Annotated in this window: 15 protein-coding genes; 8 read left to right on the top strand and 7 right to left on the bottom strand. The window is 72.9% G+C overall.

Annotated elements, in window-relative coordinates; translation table 11 throughout:
- Both ABD352_RS40110 and ABD352_RS40105 read left to right on the top strand, forming a co-directional pair.
- On the top strand, positions 1-1,638 hold a 1,638-nt coding region (locus ABD352_RS40110; RefSeq protein WP_344617812.1), incomplete at its 5' end, for an ATP-dependent Clp protease ATP-binding subunit.
- A 453-nt stretch (positions 1,639-2,091) separates the two neighbouring features.
- Positions 2,092-2,970, top strand: a complete 879-nt coding sequence (locus ABD352_RS40105) for a MalT transcriptional regulator family protein (RefSeq protein ID WP_344617811.1) — start codon at positions 2,092-2,094, stop codon at positions 2,968-2,970.
- Positions 2,971-3,145: 175 nt separating this feature from the next.
- Here ABD352_RS40105 and ABD352_RS40100 read toward each other — a convergent pair whose 3' ends face one another.
- Both ABD352_RS40100 and ABD352_RS40095 read right to left on the bottom strand, forming a co-directional pair.
- A complete protein-coding gene (locus ABD352_RS40100; protein ID WP_344617810.1) occupies positions 3,146-4,078 on the bottom strand; it encodes a polysaccharide deacetylase family protein in 933 nt (310 codons plus the stop codon).
- A 90-nt stretch (positions 4,079-4,168) separates the two neighbouring features.
- Positions 4,169-5,056, bottom strand: a complete 888-nt coding sequence (locus ABD352_RS40095; protein ID WP_344617818.1) for an HhH-GPD family protein — start codon at positions 5,054-5,056, stop codon at positions 4,169-4,171.
- Between the two features lie 16 nt (positions 5,057-5,072).
- Here ABD352_RS40095 and ABD352_RS40090 point away from each other — a divergent pair, with 16 nt between their 5' ends.
- The 3 genes from ABD352_RS40090 to ABD352_RS40080 are packed head-to-tail and all read left to right on the top strand — an operon-like array spanning position 5,073 to position 6,814.
- On the top strand, positions 5,073-5,582 hold the full coding sequence (locus ABD352_RS40090) for a glycine cleavage system transcriptional repressor (RefSeq protein ID WP_344617809.1): 510 nt from the start codon (positions 5,073-5,075) through the stop codon (positions 5,580-5,582).
- On the top strand, positions 5,579-6,088 hold the full coding sequence (locus ABD352_RS40085) for a peptide deformylase (protein WP_344617808.1): 510 nt from the start codon (positions 5,579-5,581) through the stop codon (positions 6,086-6,088). Before ABD352_RS40090 ends, ABD352_RS40085 begins: the two co-directional genes overlap by 4 nt.
- Before the next feature lie 60 nt (positions 6,089-6,148).
- Complete coding sequence (locus ABD352_RS40080) at positions 6,149-6,814, top strand: hypothetical protein (RefSeq protein ID WP_344617807.1); 666 nt, start codon at positions 6,149-6,151, stop codon at positions 6,812-6,814.
- On the opposite strand, the gene ABD352_RS40075 is transcribed toward ABD352_RS40080, so the two are convergent.
- Entirely contained in the window at positions 6,811-7,395 is a 585-nt protein-coding gene (locus ABD352_RS40075) for a hypothetical protein (RefSeq protein WP_344617806.1), read from the bottom strand. The genes ABD352_RS40080 and ABD352_RS40075 overlap by 4 nt on opposite strands.
- A 118-nt stretch (positions 7,396-7,513) precedes the next feature.
- Between ABD352_RS40075 and disA the strand changes: the two genes are divergently transcribed.
- Entirely contained in the window at positions 7,514-8,653 is a 1,140-nt protein-coding gene (disA, locus tag ABD352_RS40070; protein WP_425553849.1) for a DNA integrity scanning diadenylate cyclase DisA, read from the top strand.
- A gap of 6 nt (positions 8,654-8,659) precedes the next feature.
- Here the strand turns inward: disA and radA are convergent, their stop codons facing one another.
- The 3 genes from radA to ABD352_RS40055 all read right to left on the bottom strand — a co-directional run bounded on the left by radA (position 8,660) and on the right by ABD352_RS40055 (position 11,767).
- Entirely contained in the window at positions 8,660-10,063 is a 1,404-nt protein-coding gene (gene radA, locus ABD352_RS40065) for a DNA repair protein RadA (protein ID WP_344617805.1), read from the bottom strand.
- A 38-nt stretch (positions 10,064-10,101) separates the two neighbouring features.
- Positions 10,102-10,860, bottom strand: coding sequence for a hypothetical protein (locus tag ABD352_RS40060; RefSeq protein ID WP_344617804.1), 759 nt, complete (start codon positions 10,858-10,860; stop codon positions 10,102-10,104).
- Positions 10,861-10,945: 85 nt separating this feature from the next.
- Entirely contained in the window at positions 10,946-11,767 is an 822-nt protein-coding gene (locus tag ABD352_RS40055) for a UbiA family prenyltransferase (protein WP_344617803.1), read from the bottom strand.
- A gap of 45 nt (positions 11,768-11,812) precedes the next feature.
- Here ABD352_RS40055 and ABD352_RS40050 point away from each other — a divergent pair, with 45 nt between their 5' ends.
- Both ABD352_RS40050 and ABD352_RS40045 read left to right on the top strand, forming a co-directional pair.
- Complete coding sequence (locus ABD352_RS40050; protein ID WP_344617802.1) at positions 11,813-12,520, top strand: methyltransferase domain-containing protein; 708 nt, start codon at positions 11,813-11,815, stop codon at positions 12,518-12,520.
- Positions 12,520-13,560 carry a type III polyketide synthase gene (locus ABD352_RS40045; RefSeq protein ID WP_425553848.1) on the top strand — a complete coding sequence of 347 codons (1,041 nt, stop codon included), beginning with the start codon at positions 12,520-12,522 and terminating at the stop codon, positions 13,558-13,560. Before ABD352_RS40050 ends, ABD352_RS40045 begins: the two co-directional genes overlap by 1 nt.
- On the opposite strand, the gene ABD352_RS40040 is transcribed toward ABD352_RS40045, so the two are convergent.
- Entirely contained in the window at positions 13,546-14,301 is a 756-nt protein-coding gene (locus tag ABD352_RS40040) for a hypothetical protein (RefSeq protein WP_344617801.1), read from the bottom strand. The two genes, ABD352_RS40045 and ABD352_RS40040, sit on opposite strands and share 15 nt — an antisense overlap.
- Positions 14,302-14,396: the final 95 nt, after the last annotated feature.

Genomic DNA, 14,396 nt, shown 5'->3' with positions numbered 1-14,396 from the left:
ATCGACGCGGCGAGCATCCTCAAGCCGATGCTGGCCCGTGGTGAGCTGCAGACCATCGGCGCGACCACGCTGGACGAGTACCGCAAGCACCTCGAGAAGGACGCCGCCCTCGAGCGGCGCTTCCAGCCGATCCAGGTGGGCGAGCCGTCCCTGGCCCACACCATCGAGATCCTCAAGGGCCTGCGGGACCGCTACGAGGCGCACCACCGGGTCACGATCACCGACGCGGCCCTGGTCGCGGCGGCGACGCTCGCCGACCGCTACATCTCCGACCGCTACCTGCCGGACAAGGCGATCGACCTGATCGATGAGGCCGGCGCGCGGATGCGGATCCGCCGTATGACCGCGCCGCCAGACCTGCGCGACTTCGACGAGCGGATCGCTCAGGTGCGCCGGGACAAGGAGTCCGCGATCGATGCGCAGGACTTCGAGCGGGCCGCGCAGCTGCGCGACAAGGAGAAGCAGCTCCTCGGCCAGAAGGCGCAGCGGGAGAAGGAGTGGAAGGCCGGCGACCTCGACGTCGTGTCCGAGGTCGACGACGAGCAGATCGCCGAGGTGCTGGCGAACTGGACCGGCATCCCGGTGTACAAGCTGACCGAGGAGGAGACGGCCCGGCTCCTGCGCATGGAGGACGAGCTGCACAAGCGCCTCGTCGGCCAAGAAGACGCCGTCAGGGCGGTCTCGAAGGCCATCCGCCGCACGCGGGCCGGCCTGAAGGACCCGAAGCGCCCGTCCGGCTCGTTCATCTTCGCCGGCCCGTCCGGCGTCGGTAAGACCGAGCTGTCCAAGGCGCTCGCCGAGTTCCTCTTCGGCTCCGAGGACGCGCTCATCCAGCTCGACATGTCGGAGTTCCACGACCGGTACACGGTGTCCCGCCTCGTCGGCGCGCCTCCCGGGTACGTGGGCTACGACGAGGGTGGCCAGCTGACCGAGAAGGTCCGCCGGCGGCCGTTCTCGGTGGTCCTCTTCGACGAGATCGAGAAGGCCCACCCGGACGTCTTCAACACCCTCCTGCAGATCCTGGAGGACGGTCGGCTCACCGACGGTCAGGGCCGCATCGTGGACTTCAAGAACACGGTGATCATCCTGACCACCAACCTGGGCACCCGCGACGTGGCCAAGGCCGTGTCCCTGGGCTTCCAGGCGTCGGAGGACAACGAGTCGAACTACGAGCGGATGAAGCAGAAGGTCAACGACGAGCTGAAGCAGCACTTCCGCCCGGAGTTCCTCAACCGCATCGACGACACGATCGTCTTCCACCAGCTCATGCAGGACCAGATCCTCGGCATCGTCGACCTGATGATCGCCCGGATCGAGACCCAGCTGCGCAACAAGGACATGGGCCTGGAGCTGACGGACAACGCCAAGAAGTTCCTGGCCAACAAGGGCTACGACCCGGTGCTGGGCGCGCGGCCGCTGCGCCGCACGATCCAGCGCGAGATCGAGGACGCCCTGTCCGAGCGCATCCTGTTCAACGAGCTGCGCCCGGGTCAGATCGTCGTCATCGACTGCGAGGGCGACCCGGCCCAGTTCGAGAAGGCCAAGCTGGTCTTCGACGGCGCCGACCGCCCGGGCGCCGTCCCGGACGCGGTGCCGGCCGAGCTGGCCGGCGGCGGCGCGGACGAGCCCGCGGCCTGACCCCGACCCGGCCTTCGCGCCGGAGCAAGCCCGAAGAGGCCCTCGCCCCCCTGTGGGGCGGGGGCCTCTCCGCGTCGCAGCCGCCTCCTGCACCAGGCCGCCGGCTTCCTCGCTGTCAACGCTATTGCGAAGGCCAAGCTGGTCTTCAACGGCGCAGCCCGCGGCCTGGCCCGGCCCGGCCGTATCCCCGCCCTGGCCGCGGCCGTCTTGTGCACGGCGGAGCCTCGCTGGTCGGGCCGGAGTCCTCGAATGCTTGCTTTTCCGATAAGTCGGGCGCTCCGCGCCACGACTTATCGGATTTATACGGCGCCGGGCGAAACGTCCGGGATGCCGGGAATCACAGCTTTCTCGGCCTAGCCTTGTGGCTGTGGCGTTGTGGCCAGCCATGGAAGGGACTCGATGAGGGGGTTGCGGGGTGCGTCAGCCCCGCGCCCGGCGGGTATGTTGCCCGTCGTGAGTAAGGGGCGGCAGTCGTTCGGGTCCGGACGATTTGGACGCCAGGGTGCGATCCGTCCCATTCCGCGGCCGGGCCTGCTACGCCTGCTCGACGGCGCGGGCCGGATGGTCGTGCTCGTCGGAGGGGCCGGGGCGGGAAAGAGCACGCTGCTCGACGCCTGGGTGGCCGCCCGCAACGGGGTCATGGTCGACGCGGCCGGGCTTCAGGTCTCGGCCGACGGCGCGGTGGTGACGGCCGACGGGACAGCGGTCCGGGGGCCGCTGGCCGTCGACGGGGTCACCGCCGCCGATGGGGCGCTGCTTCGCCGACTGGCCCGGCGGGACGGCGTGGTGGTGGCCGCCGACGAGGACCCCGGGGTCGAGGAGGCCCTGCGGATCTCGGCGTGGGAGTTGGCGTTCGCGGAGGACGAGACGTACCAGGTGCTGGCGGGCGCGTTCGGCGACGCCGAGGCGGCCGACGAGCTGGCGCCCGACCTGCACCTGCTGCTGCACGGCTGGCCGGCGCTCGTGGCGCTCGCGGGGGTGTGGCTGGCGCAGCACCCATCCGGCGAACGCCGTCAGCGGTTGCGGAGCCTGGCGCGGGTGGAGGAGCGGCTGGAGGAGTACCTCCTCGGCGCCGTGCTCGACGGTCTCGGCGACGGCGACCGGGAGATGCTGCGCCGGCTGGCCAGGGTGCCCGCGGTCGACGCCCGCCTCGCCGATCGGCTCGACATCACCGAGGACCTCGCCGCGGTGCCGCCCTTCCTGCACGGTCTTTCCTGCCGCCCCGGCTGGTTCGCCGTGGCCGACTCCTGGCGTCCCGCCGTCGTGCGCGCGCTGCCGATGCCGGAGGCCGAGGCGGCGGCCCTGCGCGCCACGTACGCGGCGGAGGCGTAGCGCCAGGCCGCGGCTGCCCTGCGCGCCACGTACGCGGCGGAGGCGTAGCGCCAGGCCGCGGCTGCCCTGCGCGCCACGTACGCGGCAGGAGGCGTGGCGGCGGCCCTGCGCGCCACGTACGCGGCAGAGGCGTAGCGCCGAGCCGCCGGAACCGGACGCTGGGCCGGAGGGTGGGTCAGCCGTGGGCCGGGGGCGGCATGTAGTCGGCCAGCAGGGCCGGGGTCAGGCCGGCGGCCGAGATGGCCTGCAGGGCCGCGATGAAGTCGTCGACGAAGCGGTCCCGGAAGTGCATCAGGATGATGTCGCCCTGCTTGACCGTGTTGCCCTCCTGGTAGCGCACGATGCCCTTGTCGACCGTCTCCTTCCAGAAGAAGCCGGCCTGCAGGCCGCAGTCGCGGGCGACCTTCAGCGTGGTGGCGTCCTTGTCGCCGAAGGGCGGGCGGAAGAGGGTGGGGCGCTGGCCGTAGAGCTGGCCCAGCTGGTCGGCCGAGCCGCAGATCTCGCGGCGCTGGAAGTCGTAGGACTTGCCCTTGAGCTCCGGGTGGGTCAGGGTGTGCGCCTCGATGTCGGCGCCGGCGTCGCGCAGCTGCTTGAAGTACGCCGGATTGTCCTTGATCGCATTGATGGTCAGGAAGAGCGTGACCTTCACGCCGGACTCGCGCAGCAGTTCGAGGGCCTCCGGGCGCTTCACCCAGCCGTCGTCGATGGTCAGGAAGGCCACCGGCTGGTCGGTGGGGATGCGCGCGTAGTACGGGACGCCGGCGCCCTCCGGGAAGTTGATCCGGTGCGGGGCCGGGGGCGGGCCGAACTTCGGGAGGCGGTCGGCGTAGGCGCTGCCCGGCGGGGCGGCGGCCGTGCTCTTCGACGCCGAGGGCTTCGGGGACGACTGGCCGCTGGTGGACTGCGACGCGGTGGGGGAGTCGTCGGGGTCCGCGGCGTCGTCGTCGGACGGGCCGGCGGACGGGGCGGCGGACGTGGCCGCGGTGCCGGCGCCGTTCGCCTGGGAATGGCCCGGGTTCTTGTCGTCGCAGGCGGTGAGCGCGACGGCCAGCGCGAGGCAGGCGCCGATGAGTGCGGCGACGCGGCGGGGCCGGGCGGTGGAGAGCACGGAACTGAGCCTATCGAGACAAAACGCGGTCCGGAGTACCCGTTCGGGGTATCCATGTCGGTGAACAAGCCCACCCGGATGGGGCGCAACCTAGCCCGGCAGCGTGAACGTCTTATCCCGCTGTCGCACGAGACCGTCCGTGAGCAGCCCGTCGAGGGCCCGGCGGCGTTGGTCGGCGTCCGGCCAGACGGCGTCGAGGCGCTCCGCCGGCACCGGGTCGTCGCTGGCCCGCAGCACGGCCATGAGCAGCCCTCGCACGTATCGATCCGTCCCGTGGTACCGCTGCGAACGTCTCGACGGCCCCTCCGACGGCGGCGATCCGGCCAGCCGCCACGCGCAGTCGCCGATGAGCGGGCACTCCTCGCAGCGCGGGGCGCGGGCCGTGCAGACGACCGCGCCGAGCTCCATGAAGGCGATGGAGGCGCGGGCCGCGGCCTCCTCGTCGCCGGGCAGCAGCGCCTCGACGGCCCGCAGGTCGGCCGGGGTGGTGTTGGCGCCGCCGTCGGCCTCGCCGGCCACCGCGCGGGCCACGACCCGGCGCACGTTCGTGTCGACCACCGGGTGGCGCTGGCGGAAGGCGAACGCGGCCACCGCGCGGGCCGTGTACGTGCCGATGCCGGGCAGCGCGAGCAGCGCCTCGACGTCGTCGGGGACCTCGCCGTCGTGCCGCTCCACGATCGCCGCGGCGCAGGCGTGCAGGCGCAGTGCGCGGCGCGGGTAGCCGAGCCGGTCCCAGGCCCGGATCGCCTCGCCGGGCGGGTCGGCGGCCAGGTGCGCGGGCGTCGGCCAGCGCTCCATCCACCGCTGCCAGGCCGGCTCCACCCGGGACACCTGGGTCTGCTGCAGCATCACCTCGGACACCAGCACGCCCCACGGCGAGGCGCCCGGCCGGCGCCAGGCGAGGTCGCGGGCGTTGGCCTCATACCATCGCGTGAGGATCGACGCGACGGTGGTCTGTGTGTTCGGTTCGGTGGCGATACGCAAGGATAAGGCGGTGAACGAGTTCGCCGTCACGGTCATCGGCCACGACCGGCCCGGCATCATCGCCGACGTCGCCGAGATCCTGGCCCGGCTGGGCCTCAACCTCACCGACTCGACGATGACCCGGCTGCGCGGGCACTTCGCGATGACGCTGGTCTGCGCAGGCCCGCCCACCGCCGGGGACATCGAGGCGGCGCTCGAGCCGCTGACCACCGACCGGACGCTGCTGGTGAGCGTCCGCGGGGTCGTCGAGGAGCCGGCCCACGAGCCGGCCGGCAGCCACCACGTGCTCACGCTGCACGGCGCCGACCGCCTCGGCATCGTGGCCACGGTCGCCCGGGCCGTGGCCGAGTCTGGCGGCAACATCACGGACCTCACGACGCGGCTGTCCGGGAGCCTGTACGTCGTGGTCGCCGAGCTCGACGTCGCCGACCCGGCGGCCCTCGACGTCGCCGTCCGCGCGGCCGCGCAGCGCCTCGGCGTCGACGTGACCCTGCGCCCGGCCGACGCGGACGTGCTGTGACCGGCGCCGTTCGACCGGTCGTCCGCGCGCCCGACACGGTGCTGGGCACCGCGGGCGAGCCGGTCGACCCGACCGACCCGAAGATCCTGCAGCTCGCCGAGGATCTCCTGGCGACCATGCGGGTGTCGCCGGGCTGCGTCGGGCTGGCCGCGCCGCAGCTGGGGGTGAGCGCCCAGGTCTTCGCCGTGGACGTCACCGGCCACCCGAAGGCCCGCACGACGCACGGCGCGTTCGTGCTGTGCAATGCGCGGGTCGTAGAGGCGTCGCAGTGGCAGAAGGGGCGCGAGGGCTGCATGTCCGTGCCCGACCTCACCGGCGACGTCAAGCGGGCCAACCGGCTGGTCGTGGCCGGCTTCGCTCCGGGCGGTACCGAGGAGATGGAGATCGTCACCGACGCCTTCGAGGCCCGTGCGCTGCAGCACGAGATCGACCACTGCGCCGGGCTGCTCTTTCTCGACCGGGTCGCGGGCGCGCATGCCGTGTATGCCCGCAAGGTCTATCTCTGAGCCGTCTACTCGGCGCGCCGCCCCGGTCACTCGCCGTTCCCCCGATACGGTGAGTGCATCATGAAGATGACGGTTGGACCGCTGCCCGCCGGCGTCTACTGGCGGCGCCGAGCGATCGTCGGCGGGGTGATCCTGGTCGTCGCGGTGCTGCTCTGGACCTCGTGCGGCGGCAGCGACCCGAATGACAAGAAGACCTCGTCGGCGGCGTCCGGCGGTGCTCCCACGTCCGCCGCGGCGGAACCGTCCGTGACGATCCAGGTCCCGACGACCGGCGACCCGGGCGCCGGGGCGACGTCCGCGCCCGCCACCACGTCGCCCGCCGCGCCCGCCTCCGCGACCGTGCCCCCGTGCGCCGACGCCGACCTGTCGGTCGTGGCCACGCCGGAGCAGGCGGTGCAGTTCCGCGGCGCCTACCTGAAGTTCACGCTGAAGATCAAGAACGTCACGACCCACGACTGCGTGCGGGACATCGGCGCCGATTCCCAGGAGTTGTACCTCACCGTCGGCGCCGTCAAGATGTGGTCCTCGGACGACTGCGACGCGCCGAAGGGCAACCAGATGGCGGTGCTGAAGCCCTCGATCGAGGTGTCGTTCACCAACGTCTGGAACGGCAAGGCGACCAACGCCGGCTGCGCCAACAGGGCCACCCCGCCGGCCGGCAAGTACGAACTCGTCGGCCGCCTCGACACCAAGATCAGCGCGCCGGTGCAGATCCAGCTGACCTAGCCCTTGCCGAGGTTGTTCGCTATCAGCACCTGGTCGGGCGCGAAGGCGGCGAGCGAGGCCAGCTGCCCCTCGGGGCTGCCGCTGAAGTCGCGCAGGCGCACGGCCAGGCTCACCTTGTGCGTGCCGTGCTCGCTGAGTTTCGCCATTTCCCGCAGTACCGTCTGATCCACCCACGCGGGGTCGGTCCCCGTGCGGTCGAGGCCCCGGTGCAGGCGGATGGCCAGGAAACGCTCGCCGCCGACCTCGATCGCCGCCACCTCGCCCACCCGCGACCAGGGCAGCACCAGCGTGCGCACCCAGCCGGGCCGCACGGTCAGCGCGAAGTGGTTCGCCCCGACCCGCGGCCGCCGTGCCAGGGAAAGCGCGATCGGCACCGCGCCGGCCACCGCCAGCCAGGCCGTCCACATCGGAAGGTCGGCCAGCGGGTTGTCCGCGCCCGAGCCGAGGGTCTCGGGTTCGTCCCCGAACAGCGCACGGACCAGCAACACGGCCAGGACGGCCGACACGACGTACCAGGTCAGGGTGCCCAGGGTGCGTGACGGAAAGCTGCGTCGCCACTCGATCCGCTCCGGACCGGCCACCAGGCTCCGAACCCCTCAGAAATCAATCACCATCCATCAGCGGACGGTATCCGCCCACTTTACGGGCCGGGTCGATACCGCACCAGCACCGGATGTCCGTCATCCGTAGACTGTGCAGGTGCCGATTGACCGCGAGCCCGGCAGGGGCGGCGCCAACACCGGCCTCATCGGGGGCTGGGCCGCCGCCCTGCCCGGCGCCGACCCAATGCGCGCCACGCTGGCCCTCATGGCCCCGGGCACCGCCCTGCGCGACGGCCTGGAGCGCATCCTGCGCGGCCGCACGGGTGCCCTCATCGTGCTCGGCCACGATCGCGTCGTCGAGCACCTCTGCACCGGCGGCTTCCCCCTCGACGTGGAGTTCTCCGCCACCCGCCTTCGCGAGCTGTGCAAAATGGACGGCGCCGTAGTCCTGTCGAGTGACGGCACCAGAATCGTCCGCGCGGCCGTGCACCTCATGCCCGACCCGACGATTCCGTCCGAGGAGTCCGGCACCCGCCACCGCACCGCCGAGCGCGTAGCCAAGCAGACCGGGTATCCCGTCATCTCGGTGAGCCAGTCGATGCGCATCATCGGGCTGTACGTCAACGGCCAGCGCCACGTCCTCGACGACTCCGCCGCCATCCTCTCGAAGGCCAACCAGGCCCTGGCCACGCTGGAGCGGTACAAGCTCCGCCTGGACGAGGTGAGCGGCACCCTCTCCGCGCTGGAGATCGAGGACCTGGTGACGGTTCGCGACGCCGTCGCCGTCGTCCAGCGCCTGGAGATGGTGCGCCGCATCGCCGACGAGATCGCCGGCTACGTGGTCGAGCTGGGCACCGACGGCCGCCTCCTGGCCCTCCAGCTGGAGGAGCTGATGGCCGGGGTCGAGGCCGACCGCACCCTGGTCATCCGCGACTACGTCCCGGCGGGCCGCCGTGCCCGCTCCTCGGACGACGCCACCGAGGAACTGGACGCCCTCTCGGCCACGGAGCTCATCGACCTGGTGGCCGTGGCCAAGTCCCTGGGCTACCCGGGCGCCAGCGACGCGCTGGACGCCGCCGTCTCCCCGCGCGGCTTCCGCCTGCTGGCCAAGGTCCCGCGGCTGCCGTCCCTGGTGGTGGACCGCCTGGTGGAGCACTTCGGCAGCCTGCAGCGCCTGCTGGGCGCCACGGTGGAGGACCTCCAGGCCGTCGAGGGCGTGGGCGACGCGAGGGCGAGGGGCATCCGCGAGGGCCTCTCCCGCCTGGCCGAGGCCTCGATCCTGGAGCGCTACGTCTAGACCCGTCTAGACGTCCTCGGCCGTTGCCTTCACCGCGTAGTGCAGCGCCGTCCGGACGTCGTTGACCTCCAGCACGCGCATCCCCGGCGGCGTGACCCCGGTCGCGGCCGGGCCGCAGCCGGGCGGCACCAGCGCGAAGCGGAAGCCCAGGCGCGCCGCCTCCGCCAGCCGCCGCGGAACCGCGCCCACGCGGCGAACCTCACCCGTGAGCCCGACCTCGCCGATCGCCACGAGGTCGGGCGGCATGGGCAGCTCGTGGGCCGCGGATGCCGCCGCAAGGGCCAGGGCCATGTCCGCGGCGGGCTCGGTGACCCGCAGGCCGCCGACGGTCGCCGCATACACCTCCCGGTCGTGCAGCTGGATGCCCGCCCGCCGCTGCAGCACCGCCAGCACCATGGCCAGCCGGGCCGAGTCGAGGCCGCTCACCGTGCGCCGCGGCGACCCCGGCATCTGGGCCCCGATCAGGGTCTGCACCTCGGTGACGAGGGCCCGGCGGCCCTCCATGGCGACGCAGACGCAGGTGCCGGAGACGGCGTCGGCGTAGCGGGTCAGGAACAGGCCGCTCGGGTCGGGGAGGCTGGTGATCCCGCCCTCGTGCATCTCGAAGCAGCCGACCTCGTCGGCGGCCCCGAAGCGGTTCTTCAGGCCGCGGACCATCCGCAGCGAGGAGTGCTTGTCGCCCTCGAAGTTGAGGACCACGTCGACGAGGTGCTCCAGGACGCGGGGGCCGGCGACGTTGCCGTCCTTGGTGACGTGCCCCACCAGCACGGTCGCGAGGCCCCGCTCCTTGGCCACGGCGACCAGGGCCGCGGTGACCGCGCGGACCTGGGTGACGCCGCCGGCCACGCCGTCGACGCCGGGGGCGGAGACGGTCTGCACCGAGTCGAGGATGAGCAGGCCGGGCTTGACCGCGTCGAGGTGGCCCAGCACCGCGGACAGGTCGGTCTCGGAGGCCAGGTAGAGCCGCTCGTGGAGGGCGCCGATGCGCTCGGCCCGCAGCCGGACCTGACTGGTCGACTCCTCGCCGCTGACCACGAGCGAGGGGCTTTCGCCCTGCACGGCCCACTGCTGGGCCACGTCGAGCAGGAGCGTGGACTTGCCGACGCCGGGCTCGCCGGCCAGGAGGACCACGCCGCCGGGGACGATGCCGCCGCCGAGGACCCGGTCGAACTCGCCGACGCCGGTCGGGCGGGCCTTGGCCGGGGCGGCACTGATCTCGGCGATCGGGCGGGCCGGCTCGAGCGGGGCCCGGGAGGGCACGGCCCGCAGGGCGACCGGGCCGGCCGCGGCGCCCGTGGTGAGCTCGAGGATGGCTCCCCACTCACCGCACTCCGGGCACCGGCCCATCCACTTGGGAGGCCGATGCCCGCAGACGTCGCACTCGAAGGTTGCCGACCTGGTCTTCGTCACACCCTGAAGCTAGCGGAGGGGTATGACAAAAACTTCGGTCACTCGCCGCCGTTCTCGTTCTTCACGACCGGGCTGGGCTTCGGCAGCGGGGTGAGCGGCGGGGTCATCGGCAGGTTCGGCAGCACGATGGTGGTCGTCTTGCCGTCGGCGTAGGTGAAGGTGAACTTCACGTTCTTCAGCGAGCCGCCGGCCAGCAGCGGGGCGCCGGTGAGCTTGTCCACGGCCAGGTAGGTGCCGCTGTCGTGGCTCAGCACGACGATGCCGGCGACCGGGATCGGGACGGAGATCTCCGTGGAGCCGGCCGAGGTGGGCGCCGGCGCCGCGCTCGGCGCCTCGGACTCGTCCGCCGCCGAGGCTGAAGCCGAGCCCGACGCGCCGGGGGAGGGCTTCTTCGAACCGGTCGGGGTCGCGCTCGGCGTCGAGGACGGGCTCGGCGACGCGGCGGCGGCCGCGGCCTTCGTGCCACCGACCAGCACGAACGTGCCGTTGTCGCTGGTCGCGCCGGTGAGCTTGACGGCCTGGGTGCTGTTGTTGAACAGCCGCACGTTGATCGGGACGGTCGAGCCCGGCTTGTACTGGTCGGCGTAGGCCACGACCCCGTCGCGCAGCGCGATCATGCCGTCGGTGCTGTTCGCGCTGACCCCGGGGACGGCGGCGACCTGTTCGTCGGTCTGGGTGATCTGCCCGGACCCGCAGGCGGAGAGCAGGCCGACGCCGAGTGCGGCCGATGCCAGGAGCGCGGCGCGCAGCACCGTGCGGCGGCCAGTCAACGGCGAGGCCGGAGTCGAACGCGTCACCTTGGGTCCTCCAAATCAAGGGGTGGCCGCACTACAGCCTAGATGCCGTTGATCGGCCGATTACGCCCACCCTGGCAATGGGAGCTCAATCCAAATTCAGGCCGCTGATCAGGAGAAATACCACATCGATCAACGCCACCGCGATGACCGACAGGAACGGGGCCCTCGAAGCGGGGTCGCGGCTCATGCGGTACCAGCCCCAGGAAAGGGCGATGAGCGCGGCCGCGAGGGCCGGCCAGAACGCCACCGGCGGCGGGCCCGGCGGCCCGAACGCGAGCGCCGCGGTCGCCGCGAGCAGCAGCCCGGCGGCGGCCGCCAGCGAGCCCCGCCGTCCGAGCAGGTGCGGCAGGCCGCGCACCCCCGTCCGCGCGTCGTCGTCGAGGTCGGGCAGCGTGTTGACGAAGTGCGCGCCCGCGCCGAGCAGGCCGCCGGCGGCCAGCAGCCACAGCGGCGGCGACTTCCCCGCGCCGAGCACCACGAACGCCGGCAGGCAGGTGAACGACACCGCGTACGGCAGCACCGACACCGGCGTCGACTTCAGCGGCCAGTCGTAGAGCAGAGCCGAGGCCAGCGCCAGCGCGCCGACGAGCCCCGCCCGGTGGCCCGAGAGGAAGCCCAGCGGCACGCACGCGGCCGCGGCCAGCACGCCGAGGGCGAGCACCAGGCGGCGGGAGACCTTCCCGGCCGCGACCGGCTTGTCCGTGCGCCCGGCGGCGGCGTCGCGGGGCGCGTCGAGGGCGTCGTTGACCCACCCGATGGAGAGCTGGCTCGCCAGTACCGCCGCGGCCGCCGCGACGACCCCGGGCGCCGATCGGTCGAGGCCGATGGACAGCAGGGCGGCCACCGCGGTGACGCCGGCCGCGGGCTCCGGATGGCTCGCCCGTAGTAGCGAGATCGCAACCGACATTCGGCAAGTGTGGCCGTCAAACGGGTTACATGTCAGGCTCATCTCATGCGCTCGGCGCGGCGGGCTCGCAATGACCCCGGTCAGTACGACGAGCTGGCCGGCGAGTGGTGGCGCCCGGGCAGCCCGCTGTCGATGCTGTATTGGCTGGCCCGGGCCCGCGCGCGGCTGATACCACCCGCGCAGCGCCCCGGCGCCGTGCTGGTCGACCTGGGCTGCGGCGGCGGACTGCTCGCCCCGCATATCGCCGGCAAGGGGTACGTCCACGTCGGCGTCGACCTGATCGCCTCCGGCCTCGAGCAGGCCGCCGCGCACGACGTCGTGCCGGTGCGGGCCGACGTGCGGCGCCTGCCGCTGGCGGACGGCTGCGCCGACGTGGTGAGCGCCGGCGAACTGCTGGAGCACGTCCCCGACCTGCCGGCCGTGGTCGCCGAGGCCTGCCGGATCCTGCGCCCGGGCGGCTGGCTGGTGCTCGACACCCTGGCCGACACGGCGCTGTCCCGCCTGATCGCGGTGCGGCTGGCCGAGGCGCTGATGCCCGCCGTGCGGGGCATCCACGACCCGGCCCTGTTCGTCGACCCGCGGCGGCTGCGCCGCGAGTGCGCCCGCCACGGCGTGGCGCTCGACGTGCGTGGCGTCCGCCCGGCCCTGCCCTCGCTCGCCCGCTGGCTGGTGTCCCGCCGCAACCCCGTGCCGATCGTGCCGACGTTCTCGACCGCGATTCTCTACCAGGGTCGCGGCAGGAAGGGGACCTAGTGACGGGTGCCGCCATCGCGGGGATGCACGTGACCTTCCCTGGGACGATGCGCCAGGACGAGGTGTGGGACGGGTACTTCCAGCGGCACTACGACGGCCCCCGGCGCGGGCTGGCGAAGCGGATCTTCGCCAACTCCGGCGTCGTCAGCCGGCACGGGGCGGTGAACCCGCTGGTCGAGGACGCGTCGTCGTGGTCGACGGCGAGGCGCATGGAGCGGTACCTCACCGAGGCCCTCCCGCTGGGCAAGGACGCCGTCGCCGGCGCGCTGGACGCCGCGGGCCTGCGCCCGGACGAGATCGGGCTGTTCGTCGTGTGCTCCTGCACCGGCTACGCCACGCCCGGCGTCGACATCCTGCTGGCCCGCGACCTGGGCATGGCGGCCGACACGCAGCGGCTGTTCATCGGGCACATGGGCTGCTACGCCGCGCTGCCCGGGCTCGGCGCCGCGTCGGACTACGTCGTGTCGCGGGGCCGGCCCGCCGTGCTGCTCTGCCTGGAGCTGACCAGCCTGCACGTGCAGCCGCCGAGCGACGACCCGCAGCAGATCGTGGCCCACGCCCTGTTCTCCGACGCCGCGGCGGCCGTTGTCCTGGTGCCGGGCCCGGACGGCGCCGGCGTCGCCGACATCGCCGCGGTCACCGACACCGCGACCGCCGACCACATGACCTGGGACGTCACCGATCTCGGGTTCCGCATGGGCCTGTCGCCGAAGGTGCCCGACGTGCTGTCGATCTACGTGGCGGACCTGGTCGGGCGGCTGCTCGAGCCGGTGGGGCTCAGCCCGGCGGACGTCGACGGCTGGGCCGTGCACCCCGGCGGCCCGCGCATCCTCGACGTCGTGCGGGACCGGCTCGCCCTGCCGGAGTCGGCGCTGGCCGAGTCCCGCGGCACGCTTGCCGTGCACGGCAACTGTTCCTCGCCGACGGTACTGCTGATCCTCGACGCCCTGCGCCGCCGCGCGGGCGGCCCGCCGCGCACGACGGTGGCCCTGGCCTTCGGCCCCGGCCTCACCCTCTACGGCGCGCTACTTCAGCTGTGACAGCTCGGCCTTGAAGTCGTCCGGCGTCGTCACGGCCTTGATCACCTTGACGGTATAGCCGTCCCCGTTGACCAGCACGGCGGAGCTGGTGCGGTCGTTGGTCAGGGCCGGCACCGTGGCCCGCACCGAGTTGTTGGGGTCGGCCAGGGCGCGGACCGTCGGCTTCGAGCCGAGGTCCTCCGGCAGGGTGGGCGCCCGGGTGGCCACCACGAGCACGTTGACCGTGCCCGCCGCAGCGGCTGCCTCGGTGGTACTGCGGATCAGCTTCTCGCAGCTGCAGCCATCCACGAGCAGGATGACCGCCGGGGTGAGCCCCTTGAGCGACACCGGCGCGCCGTCCGGCTCCTGCAGGCTGACCTCGGCCAGCGAGACGCTGACCGGCGCGGTCGTCGGCGGGCCGACGTGCGGGGTGGTCTTCGGTGCCCGCCCGGGCCACGCCACCGCGAACAGGCTCACCAGCGTCGCGATGACGGCGATCGACATGATCAGCAGCGGCACGGCGAGGCCCGGCGAGTCGTCCGTGGTCCGGCGGGTGGGCTCGGGCCTCAGATGCAGCCGGCGGCGCCAGCGACGGCGGATTGCGGCCCGGCGGAATTGCCTGCGGATCGAAGCGCCTTCGTGATCGAGTTCGCCGGCATCGTCGGGAATGATGATCGTTCCCCACTCAGGCGGCAGGTCGGGCAGGCCACCGCCCTCTTGTGGTCGCTCACCACCGCCGTTGTCACCGCGCAGCGTGCCCATCGCTGTTCTCCTCGCACCTGCCTCAACTTTCCCTCACGCGACGGCTCCGCGCCAGAGGGTGACTCCATCGAGAACTATGCGTATCATCTACGCTC

It is taken from the genome of Dactylosporangium salmoneum (assembly GCF_039532525.1).
Taxonomy (GTDB): domain Bacteria; phylum Actinomycetota; class Actinomycetes; order Mycobacteriales; family Micromonosporaceae; genus Dactylosporangium; species Dactylosporangium salmoneum.
The sequence above is the reverse complement of the archived record's forward strand: the minus strand, read 5'-3'. Positions and strand labels throughout refer to the sequence as shown.